Annotated in this window: 14 protein-coding genes; 6 read left to right on the forward strand and 8 right to left on the reverse strand. The window is 71.5% G+C overall.

Annotated features, from left to right (window positions below):
• Position 1: 1 nt before the first annotated feature.
• The 5 genes from A4R43_RS11580 to A4R43_RS11600 form a co-directional block, all read right to left on the reverse strand.
• Positions 2-1,639, reverse strand: coding sequence for an ABC-F family ATP-binding cassette domain-containing protein (locus tag A4R43_RS11580; RefSeq protein WP_113692342.1), 1,638 nt, complete (start codon positions 1,637-1,639; stop codon positions 2-4).
• A 21-nt stretch (positions 1,640-1,660) separates the two neighbouring features.
• Entirely contained in the window at positions 1,661-2,014 is a 354-nt protein-coding gene (locus A4R43_RS11585) for an ArsR/SmtB family transcription factor (protein ID WP_113692343.1), read from the reverse strand.
• Between the two features lie 9 nt (positions 2,015-2,023).
• Positions 2,024-3,529, reverse strand: coding sequence for an alpha/beta hydrolase (locus A4R43_RS11590; RefSeq protein ID WP_113692344.1), 1,506 nt, complete (start codon positions 3,527-3,529; stop codon positions 2,024-2,026).
• Positions 3,530-3,661: 132 nt separating this feature from the next.
• A complete protein-coding gene (locus tag A4R43_RS11595) occupies positions 3,662-4,345 on the reverse strand; it encodes an anti-sigma factor family protein (protein ID WP_113692345.1) in 684 nt (227 codons plus the stop codon).
• Positions 4,342-4,893 (reverse strand): sigma-70 family RNA polymerase sigma factor, encoded by a 552-nt coding sequence (locus tag A4R43_RS11600; protein ID WP_113692346.1) that lies wholly within the window; start codon positions 4,891-4,893, stop codon positions 4,342-4,344. The genes A4R43_RS11595 and A4R43_RS11600 overlap by 4 nt, the downstream gene beginning before the upstream one ends.
• 266 nt (positions 4,894-5,159) lie before the next feature.
• Between A4R43_RS11600 and A4R43_RS11605 the strand changes: the two genes are divergently transcribed.
• The gene (locus A4R43_RS11605; RefSeq protein WP_236808918.1) at positions 5,160-7,196 is read left to right on the forward strand and encodes a bifunctional diguanylate cyclase/phosphohydrolase; all 2,037 of its coding nucleotides are present in this window, start codon (positions 5,160-5,162) and stop codon (positions 7,194-7,196) included.
• Here A4R43_RS11605 and A4R43_RS11610 read toward each other — a convergent pair.
• Positions 7,184-7,837 carry a thiaminase II/PqqC family protein gene (locus A4R43_RS11610; protein ID WP_113692348.1) on the reverse strand — a complete coding sequence of 218 codons (654 nt, stop codon included), beginning with the start codon at positions 7,835-7,837 and terminating at the stop codon, positions 7,184-7,186. The genes A4R43_RS11605 and A4R43_RS11610 overlap by 13 nt on opposite strands.
• Positions 7,838-7,997: 160 nt before the next feature.
• Between A4R43_RS11610 and A4R43_RS11615 the strand changes: the two genes are divergently transcribed.
• Positions 7,998-8,399, forward strand: a complete 402-nt coding sequence (locus A4R43_RS11615) for an SsgA family sporulation/cell division regulator (RefSeq protein WP_113692349.1) — start codon at positions 7,998-8,000, stop codon at positions 8,397-8,399.
• A gap of 22 nt (positions 8,400-8,421) precedes the next feature.
• Here the strand turns inward: A4R43_RS11615 and A4R43_RS42655 are convergent, their stop codons facing one another.
• Both A4R43_RS42655 and A4R43_RS11625 read right to left on the reverse strand, forming a co-directional pair.
• Positions 8,422-8,715 (reverse strand): hypothetical protein, encoded by a 294-nt coding sequence (locus tag A4R43_RS42655; RefSeq protein WP_162788411.1) that lies wholly within the window; start codon positions 8,713-8,715, stop codon positions 8,422-8,424.
• 404 nt (positions 8,716-9,119) lie between these two features.
• Entirely contained in the window at positions 9,120-9,884 is a 765-nt protein-coding gene (locus tag A4R43_RS11625) for a bestrophin-like domain (RefSeq protein WP_113692350.1), read from the reverse strand.
• Between the two features lie 853 nt (positions 9,885-10,737).
• Between A4R43_RS11625 and A4R43_RS11630 the strand changes: the two genes are divergently transcribed.
• From A4R43_RS11630 to A4R43_RS11645, 4 genes are all read left to right on the forward strand, one after another.
• A complete protein-coding gene (locus tag A4R43_RS11630) occupies positions 10,738-12,153 on the forward strand; it encodes a family 2B encapsulin nanocompartment shell protein (protein ID WP_236808919.1) in 1,416 nt (471 codons plus the stop codon).
• 73 nt (positions 12,154-12,226) lie between these two features.
• Positions 12,227-13,642, forward strand: coding sequence for a family 2B encapsulin nanocompartment shell protein (locus A4R43_RS11635; protein ID WP_113692352.1), 1,416 nt, complete (start codon positions 12,227-12,229; stop codon positions 13,640-13,642).
• A 15-nt stretch (positions 13,643-13,657) separates the two neighbouring features.
• Positions 13,658-14,680 carry a family 2 encapsulin nanocompartment cargo protein polyprenyl transferase gene (locus A4R43_RS11640; protein ID WP_113692353.1) on the forward strand — a complete coding sequence of 341 codons (1,023 nt, stop codon included), beginning with the start codon at positions 13,658-13,660 and terminating at the stop codon, positions 14,678-14,680.
• A gap of 153 nt (positions 14,681-14,833) precedes the next feature.
• Positions 14,834-15,589, forward strand: coding sequence for an aminotransferase class IV (locus A4R43_RS11645; RefSeq protein ID WP_113692354.1), 756 nt, complete (start codon positions 14,834-14,836; stop codon positions 15,587-15,589).
• The last annotated feature ends 35 nt before the right edge of the window (positions 15,590-15,624 follow it).

The following is a 15,624-nucleotide window of genomic DNA, read 5'->3' on the forward strand; positions in this document are numbered from 1 at the left end:
GTCAGCGTTCGGTGACCCGGCCCTCGGCCACTTCGAGGCGCCGGGTCACCTCTACGGCGTCCAACATGCGGCGGTCGTGCGTGACCAGCAGCAGCGTGCCGGAGTAGGACGCCAGCGCCGACTCCAGCTGCTCGATCGCCGGCAGGTCCAGGTGGTTGGTCGGCTCGTCGAGCACCAGCAGGTTCACCCCGCGCGCCTGGAGCAGCGCCAGCGCCGCGCGGGTGCGCTCGCCCGGGGAAAGGCTCGTCGCCGGGCGCAGCACGTGCGCCGCCTTCAGGCCGAACTTCGCCAGCAGCGTCCGGACGTCGGCGGGCACCAGGTCCGGCACCTCGGCGGCGAACGCGTCGAGCAGGGTTTCTTCGCCGAAGAACAGCTTGCGCGCCTGGTCCACCTCACCGACGACCACGCCGGAACCGAGCGCGCACTGCCCCTCGTCCGGTTCGATCCGGCCGAGCAGCGCGGCCAGCAGGGTGGACTTGCCCGCGCCGTTCGCGCCGGTGATCGCCACCCGGTCGGCCCAGTCGAGCTGGAGGTCCACCGGCCCTAGGGTGAACCCGCCCCGCCGCACCACCGCCGCCCGCGCGGTGGCGACCACCGCGCCCGACCGCGGCGCGGCGGCGATCTCCATCCGCAGCTCCCACTCCTTGCGGGGCTCCTCCACCGCGTCCAGGCGCTCGATCATCCGCTCGGTCTGCTTGACCTTCGACGCCTGCTTCTCGGTGGCGTCCGCGCGGAACTTCTTCGCCATCTTGTCGCCGTCGGAGGACTTCCGGCGCGCGTTGCGCACGCCCTTGTCCATCCAGTTGCGCTGGGTCCGCGCCCGCGCTTCGAGCGCCGCGCGCGTGTCGGCGTACTCCTCGTACTCCTCGCGCGCGTGCCGCCGCGCGATGGCGCGTTCCTCCAAATAGGACTCGTAACCGCCGCCGTAGGAATTCACCTGCTGCTGCGCGAAATCCAGCTCGACCACGCGCGTCACCGTCCGGGCCAGGAACTCGCGGTCGTGGCTGACCAGCACGGTGCCCGCGCGCAGCCCGGCGACGAACTTCTCCAGCCGGTCGAGCCCGTCGAGGTCCAGGTCGTTGGTCGGCTCGTCGAGCAGGAAGATGTCGTAGCGGCTGAGCAGCAGCGACGCCATGCCCGCGCGGGCGGCCTGCCCGCCGGAGAGCGCCGTCATCGCCTGGTCCAGCCCGACGTCCAGGCCCACGTCGGCGACCACGTCGGCGGCGCGGTCCTCCAGGTCGGCACCACCGAGCGCGAGCCAGCGGTCCAGCGCGGTGGCGTAGGCGTCGTCGGCGCCCGGCCTGCCCTCGGTGAGCGCCTCGGTCGCCTCGTCGAGCGCGTGCTGCGCTTCGGCGACGCCGGTGCGGCGGGCCAGGAACTGCCGCACGGTCTCCCCCTGGCGGCGTTCCGGTTCCTGCGGCAGGTGCCCGACGGTCGCGCTCGGCGGGTTCAGCCGGATCGTGCCCTGCTCCGGCGGCACCAGCCCGGCCAGCGTGCGCAGCAGCGTCGACTTGCCTGCGCCGTTCGCCCCGACCAGGCCCACCACGTCGCCGGGGGCGACCACCAGGTCGAGCCCGGAGAACAGCACACGATCGCCGTGCCCGGCGGCCAGGTCCCTGGCGAGAAGAGTCGCACTCATGACAGCGCCGATGCTATCCGCTCAGGCCAGGAACTCCCGCAGCCCCATGCGGATGTGCTCGACGTGGAACACCGCCTCGTCGAGCAGCATCGCGACGTGGCTGTCGTAGAGGCTGTAGACCACGCTGCGGCCCTGGCGCCTGCCGGTGACCAGGTTCAGCGTGCGCAGCAGGCGGAGCTGGTGCGAGACCGCGGACTGCTCCATGCCCACCGCCTCCGCCAGCTCGGCCACCGAGCAGGCGCCGTGGCGCAGCGTGGTCAGGATGAGCAGCCGGGACGGGGTGGCCAGCGCCTGCAGCGTGGCCGCGACGGCCGCCGCGCCCTCGGCGTCCAGTGACGCCGGAGGTGCCGCGCGGCCCTCGACCCCGTGTCCCATCCCGTCATCCTAGACCGCGGGGTGCTCGTGCACCTTCGCGTACGCGCGCTCGCGGGCCTGCCGCTGTTCGTCGCCCAGCCCGCTGAACGCCGACCGGTCGGCCCCGCACGCGACGTCGTGGTGCGGGCGCGTGCCGTCCACCAGGAACCGGGTGACCGTGTTGTTCGCGCAGGCGTTCTCCGACAGGTACGCGCCGTGCCCGCCCTGGTCGACGGTCACCATCCGGGCGCGGTCACCGAGCGCACGGCGCATCTCGCGTGCCCCGGCCAGCGGCGTCGCCGGGTCGCGCCGGTTCTGCACGATGAGCACAGTGGACGGTCCCGCATCGGTGATCCGCACCGGCGGCTCGGCCGGTTCGGCCGCCCAGAACGCACACGGCCAGATGTTCGCCGAGGCCGCGCCGAACATCGGGTAGCGCTTGCGGTCCTGCTCGACGTTGCGCTGGTAGGTCCGGACCTCCTCCGGCCAGTCGCTGTCACCGCACACCACGTACAGCTGCGAGGACAGAAGGTTTCCCAGGTCCACCGCGGCCGCGGTGGTGGCCGGTGCGTCGGCGCGGTCCAGCGCCTGCCACTGCTGGGCGAGGACCGGGAAGTTCGCGTCCCCGTAGAGAGCGCCGAAGGTCAGGTGGCGGAACAACGCGCCATCGATCCCGGCCACCGGGTCGGCGTCGAGCTTCGCGGCCAGTTCGAAGTACTTCGCCTTGACCTCACGCGGTTTCCGGCCGAGTTCGTAGGTGCCGTCGCGATCGGCCGCCCAGCGCGCGAAGTCCGGGAAGCGGTCTTCCATGCCCTGGCCGAGGCGACGCGCGCCGGCCGGGTCGAGCCCGCCGGTGCCGGTCGCGCTGTCCAGCACGATCCGGTCGGTGCGCTCGGGGAACAGCGTGGCGTAGACGGCACCGAGATAACTGCCGTACGAACCGCCGAAGTACGAGATCTTCGGCTCGCCGAGGGCTTCGCGGATCAGGTCCATGTCGCGCGCGGTGTTCGCGGTGGTGATGAACGGCAACCGCGGCCCGGAAACCGAAGCGGCGCACTGCTGCGCGAGCCCCTGCGCGACCTGGGCCCTGGACGCCACGTCGGCGGCGTCCTTCGCGTACGGCGGCACGTTGCTGACCAGCTGGTCCGGCCGCAGATCACAGGTGACCGGCGAACTCTGGCCGACGCCACGCGGGTCGAAGCCGATCAGGTCGTAGGTGTCGAGCACGCTCGCCGGCAGCCCGGCCGCCGCGAGATCGGCGGGCATGCTCAGCCCCGGGCCGCCCGGACCGCCGGGGTTGAGCAGCAGCACACCGCGCCGCTGGGCCGGTTTTGCGCTGGGGAGCCGGGAAATCGCCAGTTCGAGCTGCTCACCGGCGGGGTTGCGGTGGTCCAGCGGAACGGTCAGCTTCGCGCACAGCAGCTGCGGCGAATCCGCGCACGGCGCCCACTGCGGTGCCGCCTCCGCCGCCTGGGCCTGCGGTGCCAGCACCACCACCGAAGCCGCCGTCAGCACGACTGCCAGAGATCTTCGCATCACGCCCCCACAGGTTGGTATCAGGACGCGTCCAGCCTAGGAACCGGCCGGTGCGCCCACATCAACCTCCGGGCTGACCCGGGGGTGGCTTTCGGATGAGCGAACCCTCCATCGAAAGTCACCCCCGGGCCGTCACACCGGTACGGAGACGAAGGTCTTCCCGTCGAAGTTCTCCACTTCGACCGCGGCCACCTGGTCCGGCGCGACCAGTGCCGCACCGTCCAATTTGGTCCCATCGCGTTCACCGGCCGGTGAAACCAGCCAGCTGCCGGCCTCGGCCCGCGTGCCGTCCTTGCCCACCACCATGATCCGGCACTTCTGCCCGGCGGGAATGCCCTTGATGTCGGTGCTGATCCGCACCCAGCCCGCCGCCGGTTTCACCGTCGCGGTCATGCTCGCGCCCGTCGCCGCGTCGGTGCCGGAACCGGTCTTCGTGCCCGGCGGCAGCGCGACCACCTCCGGCGCGTCCGGCGCCGACTGCTGGCCGACGATCACCCCGCCACCCAGGAACGCCGCGGCCACCACGGCCGCCGCCACGCCGACGGCGAAACGCCGCTTGCGCTCCTGCCCGCCGCGTTCCGCACGCACCTGCCGCAGCGTGCGCTGCAGCAGCAGATCCCCGCCCTCGGGCGGGCCGTCGAGCATCGCCTCCGGCGGGACCTCGCCGAGCGCGTCGTGCAACCGCCGCAGCTCGGCCAACTCGGCGGCGCACCGCGGGCAGGCCGCGACGTGTTCCTCCACCGCGCGCACCTCCCACTCGTCGAGCGCGCCCAGCGCGTAGGCGCCGAGCAACTGCGCGTCGTGCCCCGTGTTCATCCGGCCACCCCCTTCAGCGCCAGCTGCCGTCCCAGCGACGTGTTCCGCAATGTTCGCAGTGCGTAGTGCGATCTCGATTTCACCGTGCCCGGTGCCACCCCGAGCGCCGCCGCCGCCTCGCTCACGCTGCGCCCTTCGAAGTAGATCTTCACCAGCACGTCCCGGTGGTCGGCCGAGAGCTGGTCCAGTGCCTCGAGCACCACCACCGAATCCACCACCGAATCCGCGTGGTCGCGCTGCACCGGCGGCTTCTCCGGCACCTCTGGCACCTCCGGCGGCCGCGCCGACTTCGCCCGGAACCGGTCGGTGATGATGTTGCGGGCCACGGTCAGCAGCCAGCCGCGGACCGAGCCCTTGCCGTTGACCAGCACGTCCGGATTGCGCCACGCCCGCACCAGTGTCTCCTGGACCACGTCCTCCGCGGCCGCCCGGTCCCCGGTCAGGCGGGTCGCGTAGGCCAGCAGTGCGCGGCCGTGCTCCTCGTAGACCGATCGGATCAGCGCCTCGTCGGCCGCGGGTTCCCGGTTCCGGGACCACAACGCCGCCATCCAGCTCTCCTCCCCGCCCGTGGGCGCGTAAGTGACCGCGTAACCGTGCCACGCACCGGCAGCACGAACACGGGTCCGCGCGCGAACCGGTTCGATTTCTTTCGCCGGTTTCGGCGAACGGCCAAGGCCACTGGGCCGCTCACCCGAAGGGCTTGCCCTGTTCGGCTGACGCGGTAGCGTACGGTGACGATTCGGCGACCGATCGCACGAAACCGGAAGAGGGCGTGGAGAAGCGCAGATCTGGATCCCGCGGCGGGCGGCTCTGGGTGGGGTATCTGCTGGCCGGCGGGCTCACCGTGGCCGCCTACTACACCACCGTGCGCACCGGCGGCCCGCCCGCCCTGCGGGTCACGCTGTACTGCCTGGTGAGCGCCTCGGCCGCGGCCGCGGTGCTGTTCGGCTGCGTGCGCAACCGGCCGCGGTCCTGGCTGCCGTGGGTGCTGCTCGGGCTGAGCCAGGTGATCTACGCCGCCGCCGACGCGAACTTCTACGTCACGCACTTCATCCTGGCCGACACCAGCTTCCCGGCCGTGGCCGACGTGCTCTACCTGTCGCACTACCCGCTGGTGGTGGCCGGGCTGGTGCTGCTGATCCGCCGCCGCAACGCCGGCCGTGACGTGCCGAGCCTGCTCGACGCCGCGCTGCTGGCGGTGGTCGCGGGCATGCTGTCGTGGCTGTACCTGATCGGGCCGCAGGCCGAGGCGCATTCACCCGTGCTGGTGAAGGTGGCGTCGGTCGCCTACCCGATGATGGACCTGGCGATGTTCGCCGTCGCGGTGCGGCTGATCCTCGGCCGGGGCCGCCGCAACACCGCCTTCGTGCTGCTGTCGACCAACCTGCTGGCCTTCTTCGCCGCCGACAGCGTGTACGTCTTCCAGCAGCTCAACCAGACCTACGCGGCGGGCAACTTCCTCGACGCCTTCTGGCTTTCCGGCAATCTCGCGCTCGGCGCCGCGGCCCTGCACCCGACCATGGCCCGGATCGCCGACCCCGGCGCGGCCCCCGACCGCGGCCCCGGCCCGCTGCGCATCACCGCATTGTGCGCGGCCGCGCTGATCGCCCCGGCGACCCTGCTGGTGCAGTACGCGAACGGTGCCTACTCCTCCATCCCGGTGGTCGGCTGCGCCTGCGCGATCCTGTTCGTGCTGACCATCGCGCGGCTGGCGGGCCTGGTCTCCGAGCAACGCAGGCTGGCCATCACCGACGGTCTCACCGGCCTGCGCACCCGGCGCTTCTTCGAGGCCGAGCTGCCCGCCGAGATCGCCCGCGCGCGGCGGGCCGGTACGCCGCTGGCGGTGCTGATCGCCGACGTCGACCACTTCAAGTCGATCAACGACCGGTACGGCCACCCCGCCGGGGACCGGGTGCTGGTGGAGATCGGCCGCCGCCTGCGCCACGCCACCAGGGACACCGACATCCTGGCCCGCTACGGCGGTGAGGAGTTCGCGCTGCTGATCCGCGGCACCGGCGGTGAGGAACCGGCGGTGATCGGCGAGCGAATCCGCCGCGCGGTGGCCGACAGCCCGATCGACATCGACGACGGGCACCGCCCCATCGAGGTCACGATCTCGGTGGGCACGGCGAGCTTTCCCTTGCACGGCAAGACACCCGCCGATCTGGTCGGCGCCGCCGACCGCGCGCTCTACGCCGCGAAGAACCGCGGCCGCGACCGGGTGGTCGACTGGCCGGCCGAGGAACCCGACTCCGACGCCGGGATCACCTATCTGCAGCGGATCGCCGACGAAGTGGACGGCTGGCTGTCCACACGGGAACACGGGCGCGCGGTGGGCCGCTGGGCCGCGCTGGTCGCGGAGGAACTGGGCCGCTCCCCCGCCAGCGTGCGGCTCGCCGAACTCGCCGGGCGACTGCACGACGTCGGGAAAATCCTGATACCCAAGGAAATCTGGGAAAAGCGCGGGCCGCTGACCGCCGACGAATGGGCGCAGGTGCGCCAGCACCCGGTCTACGGGTACCGGCTGGTGCTGGCCGTGCCGGGGCTGGGCGAGGTGGCCGACGTGATCCGCCAGCACCACGAGCGCTTCGACGGCGAGGGTTACCCGGACCGGCTCGCCGGCACCGCGATCCGGTTCGAGGCCAGGATCCTGGCGGTCTGCGACAGCTGGGCGGCGATGCTCGCCGACCGGCCGTACCAGCGCGCCCGCACCGAGGCCGAGGCCGAGCGCGAACTGCTCGACGGCCGCGGCAGCCAGTTCGACCCGCAGGTGGTGGCGGCGTTTCTCGGCCTGCGCGCCCGGGGCGCGCTCGGCGCGCTGCCCCGGGCGAACGCGGCTCAGCCGGGCTGATCGGCCAGCGTGTTCCAGAACATCAGCTCGTAGCTCTGGAACAGGCGGGCGTAGCGACGGGCCTCACGATCACCGCGGCCCGCGTCGAGTCCGGTTTGGACAGCCGCGGCGGCCTGCTCGTCGGCGCCCGGCGCGGGGGTGGCGAAGAAGTCGAAGAAGGCACACGCCTCGTCGTCGAAGCCGTACTGCTCGCGCATCGCGCCGGTGATCGCCGCGCAGTAACTGCCCCAGGCGGCGAAGTTCGAGTAGAGCGCGATGACCACATCGGACGGTTCGCCGTTGAGCGCGAGCCAGGCGAAGTACGCCGGGTAGGCCTGGCACCCGGCCTGCGGTTCGTAGGCGTCGAGCGCGGCATCGTCCAGCCCGGCGGCGGCCGCGAGCGCGGGCAGCTTGCCGAGGGCGAGCCGTTCACCGGCGGCGAGGTCGGCGAAGAACTCCCGCACGGCGGGCTCTTCGCTGCGCGCGGCGAGGGTGAGGCAGCTGCGCCAGTCGCTGCGCACAATGCGCAGTTCCTCGGCGGCGATGGTGGCGAAGACCGAGCGCGGCGCCTCGCCGGCGGTGATCAGCGGGACCAGCCTGTTCTCGCGGTCGCGCGGGGCCAGTTCGGCCTGGACCGAGGCCAGCAGCTCCGTTGCGCTCATCGGGGTCGCTTCTCCTTCTGTCGCTGGTAGTGGCGGTTTTCTGACTGCCCGTGACCAGCACGGTACACCGGTTCGGGTGAACCGCCGCGCGACTCGCGTAAGGCGGCCCGTGCCGGGCCATCTCAGTGGCGACCGAAGTGAAGGAAGAAGGTGGCCCGAGATGAACGACGCCGTACACCAGCACCAGTTCGTGTCCCTCAGCGACGCGGACGCGCCCGTGCTCTCCCGCTTCTCGTACTCGGCGGCGGAGCCGTTCGGGGTCGTTCTGTCCTTCCAGGCGGGCGACGGCACCTGGGTCGAGTGGAGCTTCGCCCGTGACCTGCTGATCGCCGGCCTGATCGGCCCGGTCGGCGAGGGCGACGTCCGGATCCGGCCCGAGCTGGCGCGCGACGAGCAGTTCCTCGCCGTGGAGTTCGAGTCACCCGGCGGTTACGCGGTGGTGGAACTGCTGCGCGTGGACGTGGAAACCTTCATCGACGCCGCGGCCGCCATCGTGCCGATCGGCGCCGAAGAAGCCTTCTTCGACGTGGATGCCCTCATCGAAGAACTCACCGACGCCTGAGCCGTGTTGAACGGCGCGTTGCTCAGCGGTGGCGGGCGATCGATCGCACCACGGCGCCCGCGCCCAGCGTGAGCACCACCACGGCGAGCCCCCACCGGCGCTTGTCCTCGGTGTCCAGCCCGCGTTCCGGCTTCGCCTCGGCGGCCGGCTCGATCGGCGCCGCCCGCTTCCTCGCGGAAGGGGGCGGCGCCGATTCCGGTTCCGGCGGCGTGGCCTCCTGGGGCGGGGGTGCCACGGCCTGCCGGCTGGTCGGCGGCGAGCTGGTTCCGGGCGGGGTGGTCTCGGTCTCCGGCGGAGTGGTCTCCGGCTGGGTCACGGGTGGCTCCGGCGTTTCCGTCGGCGGCGGCTCCGGTGACGGCGGTGGCGGCTCCGGTGGCGGTGGCTCCGGCGGCGGTGGTGGCGGCGGCGGCTCCGGTGGCGGCTCCGGCGGTGGCGGCGGTGATGGTGGTGGCGATGGTGCCGGGGGCGGCGGAGGTGGGGGCGGCGGCACCGGCGGTGGCGGCGGCGGAGGCTTCTGTGGCGGACACGGCGGGTTCGGCAGGCACAGCGACCCGATCAGGCACAACCGCGGCTCGGCCCCGACCGCCGCGGTCCGAGCGTCCGGCCCGGCCGAAGCAGCCAGCTCGTCTGGTCCGGTCGCGGCCGCTGAGGTCGGCAGGGGGCCCGCCAGTGTCAGCGTGACGCCCGCCGCCAGGGCGGCGCCGTAGCGTGCGGGGCCCATCAGGCCAGCCGGTCCACGGCCCAGCGGAAGGCGTCCGGCTCCACCTTCGCGCCACCGCCGAAGGGGTTTTGCAGCTGGTAGATGGCGAACAACAACAGCGTGATCGTCCCGGCCAGGGTGGACACGATGATCACGTGCGTGAGCAGTTTGGTCCCGCCGAACAGGTTCGGCAGCAGCACCGTGATCACGCTGCCCAGCACCAGCACGAACCAGACCACCGCCCCGACGCCCGCCGTGTCCGTCCCGTTCAGCCGCGCCTGGCGTGCCTGGTAGACCTCCCACAGCTTGTCCAGCGCCTCGGTCTTGCGGCCGACCGAGAACTCGTCCTCCGGGATCTCGGTCTCGACGATCGCCACGCGGAGTTCCTCCAGCTGGCGCTCGGCCGTCTTGGGCACCGGCTCCCCCGCCCGCAGCTTCGGCCACTCCTCGTTGGTCACCGTCGAGGCGTACTCGGCGGCGGACCGCCGCGCCTGCTCGGCCACCGGCCCCGGCAGCGAGTCCGCCGCCCAGGCGACCGCCACCAGGCCGTCGGCCTCCTCGTAGGACTTCTCGCTGACCGCGGCCACCCCGTCGTAGAGCGAAATGAGCACGAAGGCCACCAAAACCACGTGGAGACCGGCGACGATGGTGAACACCTGCCCGGCCGCGTCGTTGTTGCCGGGGCGGCCCTCGTCCAGCCCGAACCGCCGCACCAGATACGCGGTCACCCCCGCGACGACCGCGGCGCCGGCGACCCACAACACGCCGCTCAGAACGATGTTCATCGAACTCCCAGTTCACCGGACACGATTGTCACCGCCACCGCCGAACAGCAGTGGCCCAGCCTGAAAATGACAGCGCGAACAGTTGTCCCAGTGCCTCCCGAACGATTTTTCGCGCAATCACGCGATTTGGTGAAAATCCACCGGCTCCCCTTTGCGAGGCAGGCCGCGCACCAAGCTATCCACCGATAGGCGGACCCACAAGGCAGCATGAGCCAGTTCATCCTGTTGATTGCAGGCGGCCAATCCCACCACCGATTCGGAGCATTTCCGCGAGTACCGGTGAACCGGCACGAGCAGTCGGCCCCGGTCGCCGGGCCACGACCGATTCACCGCTAGTCCGACCGAGGGGCCGACGCTCACCTGCAGTCACCGAAATCGCCCCCCGCACCACCGGATCCTCCACTCCGGACAGTCGCGCAGCGCCGCCACCCGGCCGCCGCGAGCGGCCCGTTCGGGGCAGTCCGCTGCCGCCGGGCGGGCCTGCGCACCCCCCGAACAGCCGATTACCGGCAGCCGAACTGGGCCGTCCGTGCACCGGCGTCCACCGGCCGTTACCGTGGGTTCGCCGAAAACTGTGGTCAGCGTCATTCCGGGGGAATTCCGGAATGCACTAACTCATTTGCCCGAAAGCACTTTCGGGTGACTCCCGTGTCACCACGCCCGGTGCTACCGTCGCTGACGTCGAGCCCCGGTCCGATCACCGGGATCGGCATCGGAAAACCTTCACCTTCTCATTACCGCCCCGACTCGCCGATCAGTGGATTGCGGGCGGGTATTTCACCGTGCCGGTGACGACTTTCCGAGCACAGAACACGACCACAGAACACACAGACCAAGGATGGGTGGATTCGCAGTGACTGTGACCGAGTCGGCCGAGCCGGATGTCGGGGAGGGACGGCCCCAGTCGAGCCTGGGTACCGCGGCCGCCCGAAATCTGGCCACCACCACCAAGTCCGTGCCGCAGATGCAGGGCATCTCCTCGCGCTGGCTGCTGCGGGTGCTGCCCTGGGTGCAGGCGCAGGGCGGCGCGTACCGGGTGAACCGGCGGCTGAGCTACACCCTCGGCGACGGCCGGGTCAGCTTCACCAACACCGGCTCGGAGGTCCGGGTCATCCCGCAGGAGCTGCGCGAACTGCCCACCCTGCGCGGCTTCGAGGACGACGACCTGCTCGCCGCGCTGGCGAACCGGTTCCAGCAGCAGGAGTTCCAGCCCGGCGACGTGATCGTCGAAGAGGGCCGCCCGGTCGACCAGGTGCTGCTGATCGCACACGGCAAGGTGAACCGGATCGGCCGGGGCCGCTACGGCGACCAGACCGTGCTCGGTGTGCTCGCCGACGGCGAATACCTCGGTGACGAGGTGCTTTCCGGGGAGCAGGCCCAGTGGGGGTTCACCGTCAAGGCCGTCACCCCGTGCATCGTGCTGACCCTGCGGGCACAGTCGCTCGGTGAGCTGAACGGCGGTTCGGAAGCACTGCGTGAGCACGTCCGGCGGTCGCTGAGCACCCGCACCCGGCCGCAGAACGACCACGGCGAAGCCGAGATCAACCTGTCCTCCGGCCACGAGGGCGAGCCGGATCTGCCGTCCACCTTCGTCGACTACGAACTCACCCCCCGCGAATACGAGCTGAGCGTGGCGCAGACCGTGCTGCGGGTGCACAGCCGCGTCGCCGACCTCTACAACCAGCCGATGAACCAGACCGAGCAGCAGTTGCGGCTGACCATCGAGGCCCTGCGCGAGCGGCAGGAACACGAGATGATCAACAACCGCGAATTCGGCCTGCTGCACAACGCCGACCTCAAACAGCGCATCCACACCCGCACCGGCCCGCCCACCCCCGACGACCTCGACGAACTGCTCGCCTTGGTGTGGAAGGACCCCGCGGTCTTCCTCGCCCACCCGCGCACCATCGCCTCGATCGGCCACGAGTTCAACCGGCGCGGGCTCTACCCGACCGGCGCCGAGATCGAAGGCCACCGCGTGCCCGCGTGGCGCGGCGTGCCGATCCTGCCGTGCAACAAGATCCCGGTCAGCGACACCCGCACCAGCTCGATCCTGCTGATGCGGACCGGCGAAGCGGCCCAGGGCGTGATCGGCCTGCACCAGACGGGCATCCCCGACGAGTACCAGCCGGGGTTGTCGGTGCGCTTCATGGGCATCAACGACCAGGCGATCATCTCCTACCTGGTCAGCGCCTACTACTCCGCCGCGATCCTGGTGCCCGACGCGCTCGGCGTGCTGGAGAACGTGGAAATCGGCCGCGAAGGCTGACCCCACCCGCGCGGGTGCGCGGCGCACCGCGCACCCGCGGTCCAGGAATGCCGGCACGACCCAGGAAGGCGATATGACAGTCACCGAACCCGATCTCGGGGTGGACACCGGACAGCCGAAGCAGCAGAGCCTGGGGACCGCGGCCGCGCGGAACCTGGCCACCACCACCAAGTCCGTGCCGCAGATGCAGGGCATCTCGCCGCGCTGGCTGCTGCGGATGCTGCCGTGGGTGGACGTGCCGGGCGGTTCCTACCGGGTGAACCGCAGGCTCAGCTACGCCGTCGGCGACGGCCGCGTCACCTTCACCAACACCGGGTCGGACATCCGGGTGATCCCGCAGGAACTGCGTGAGCTGCCCGCGTTGCGCGACTTCGAAGACGCCGAGGACAACGAGATCCTCAACGGGATCGCCGACCGGTTCCGGCAGCAGGAGTTCGCGCCCGGTGACGTGATCGCCGAGTTCGGCCACCAGGCCGACCAGGTGCTGCTGATCGCGCACGGCAAGGTGAACAAGCTCGGCACCGGCCAGTACGGCGACCTGACCGTGCTCGGCGTGCTGGCCGACGGCGACCACCTCGGCAACCAGGTGCTGCTCGAGCCGGACGGCATCTGGGAGTTCACCGTCAAGGCGGTCACCCCGTGCACGGTGCTTTCGCTGTCCCGCAGCGAGGTCGATGCGCTGCTCGACCGTTCCGAAAGCCTGCGCGCGCATCTGGAGCGGGTGGCCGCGAATCCCAAGAAGGCGCAGAACAAGCACGGTGAAGCGGCGATCGACCTCGCTTCCGGGCACGAGGGCGAAGCCGAGCTGCCGTCCACGTTCGTCGACTACGAGCAGTCCCCGCGCGAGTACCAGCTCAGCGTCGCGCAGACCGTGCTCCGCGTGCACAGCCGCGTCGCCGATCTCTACAACCAGCCGATGAACCAGACCGAGCAGCAGTTGCGGCTGACCGTGGAAGCCCTGCGCGAGCGGCAGGAACACGAGATGATCAACAACCGCGAATTCGGCCTGCTGCACAACGCCGACCTCAAACAGCGCATCCACACCCGCACCGGCCCGCCCACCCCCGACGACCTCGACGAACTGCTCAGCCGCCGCCGCAAGACCGAGCTGTTCCTGGCGCATCCGCGGACCATCGCCGCGTTCGGCCGCGAATGCAACAAGCGCGGTATCTATCCCGAGGGCAAGCAGCTCGACGGCAAGCCGGTGCACGCGTGGCGCGGGGTGCCGTTCCTGCCGTCGAACAAGTTCCCGATCAGCGACGGCGGCACCTCGTCGATCCTGGCCATGCGCACCGGTGAGGACGCGCACGGCGTGGTCGGGCTGCACCAGACCGGGCTGCCCGAGGAGTACGAGCCGGGGCTGAGCGTGCGGTTCACCGGCGTCAACGACCAGGGCATCATCTCCTACCTGGTCAGCGCCTACTTCTCGGTGGCCGTACTGGTGCCGGACGCGCTGGGTGTGCTGGAGAACGTCGAGATCACCCGCTGACCGGAGGGCGCTCGAATGTCCACTGTGGAAACAATTGGCGACCCGCGCACCGCGGGCGAGATCCTGGCCTGGAGCCGGGCCTCGGTCCAGCCGGCGCTCCGGGCGGCGGTGGACACCCTGCCGGGCTCGCTGCGGCGCATCGCCGGGTACCACTTCGGCTGGCTCGACGAAACCGGCGCGCCGGCCGACGGTGACGGCGGCAAGGCGCTGCGGCCCGCGCTGGTGCTGCTGTGCGCCGAGGCGGTGGGCGGCGGGCCGGGCGCGGTGCCCGCGGCCGTGGCGGTCGAGCTGGTGCACAACTTCTCGTTGCTGCACGACGACGTGATGGACGGGGACGTGACCAGGCGGCACCGCGCGACCGCCTGGCACGTCTTCGGCACCGGCGCGGCCATTCTCGCCGGGGACGCGCTGCTCACGCTGGCGATGGACGTGCTGGCGCCGAGCGGGCAGCCCGCGCTGCGCGTGCTCGGGAACGCGGTGCAGGACCTCGTCGAGGGGCAGATCGCCGATCTGTCGTTCGAGACGCGGATCGACGTGGTGGTACCGGAATGCGTCCGGATGGCCGAACGCAAGACCGGCTCGCTGGTGGGCGCTTCGTGCGCGCTCGGCGCACTGGCCGGGGGCGCCACGCCGGAACGGGCCGGCGAACTGCGGTTGTTCGGCGACCAGCTCGGGCTGGCCTTCCAGTTCATCGACGACCTGCTCGGCATCTGGGGCGATCCGGCGGTGACCGGGAAACCGGTGCACAACGACCTGCGCAGCCGCAAGAAGTCGCTGCCGGTGGTGTCCGCGCTGACCTCGGGCACCCCGGCCGGGCGGGAGCTGGCGGAGTTGTACCAGGCCGATGCGCTGACCGAGGCGGAGCTGGCCAGGGCGGCCGACCTGGTGGAGCTGGCGGGTGGCCGGGCGTGGTGCCGGGCGCAGGCGGACGATCTGCTCGGGGAGGCACGCGCGCGGCTGCGCGCGGCGCGTCCGGAGCGCCGGGCCGCGATCGGCCTGGAAACCCTGGCGCGGCTGGCCACGCACCGGGACCACTAGCGCGCCCGGGACCGCTGGGCCGTTCCCTGAAGCGACTGTCACGAATGTGGCTTTCGAGACGCGAAACGTCTCGAAAGCCACATTCGTGACATCGGGTTGAGGGCGTTCGGCTGGTGCTGGCGATCTGGCGGGGCCACTGGGTATTTTCGGGGGATGAGCGATCGCCGCCGGTGGACGTGGGCCGGCGGGCTGGTGCCCACGGAAGTTCCGCCGTCGGACGCTCTCGTGGTGGATTCCTGGTTGCTCGACCGGGGCGCGGTCCGCGGCCTGCGCCGCCACCGCGCGCGGTTCACCCGGGGTGCGACCACGCTCGCCAGGGTCAGTGAGTCCTCTGTGGACAGATTCTGGGCGGCGATGGTCGCCGAGCTGCCCGTGCGCGAGCGCTGGTTCCCGCGGGTGGAGGCACACGCCGACGGCTCGCTGGTGTTCTGGCTGCGCCCGGCTCCCCCGCCCCGCCCGGAAACCCGGCTGTGGATCCCGCCCGAGCCCGTGGTGCGCCGGCACCCCCGGCTCAAGGGGCCCGACCTTCCGCTGCTCACCGAACTCCGCGCGCGGGCGCAGGAAACCGGCGCCGACGACGCGCTGCTCCTCGACGAATCCGGCTGCGTGCTGGAGACCGCGCACGCCGCCCTGCTCTGGTGGCGCGGCGACCACCTCTGCGCCCCGGCTCGCGACCTGCCGGTGCTGCCGTCGGTGACCGTCGCCGAACTCGGGATTCCGCTGAGTGAGGAATACGCGCTGCCCGCCGATCTCGAAGGCACCGAGGTCTGGGCGGTCAACGCCCTGCACGGGATCAGCCCGGTCACCGGCTGGGCCGGCCCGGACGGCCCGCCGCTCGCGCCGGTGGACACCGCGCGGCTCGACCGGTTCCGCACGGCTCTTGCCACCGCCCCGAGCTATGTGGGATGAACAGTGGTCCGAACAGCGTGAGGGGGCAGCGTGGA

The organism is Amycolatopsis albispora (assembly GCF_003312875.1).
Taxonomy (GTDB): domain Bacteria; phylum Actinomycetota; class Actinomycetes; order Mycobacteriales; family Pseudonocardiaceae; genus Amycolatopsis; species Amycolatopsis albispora.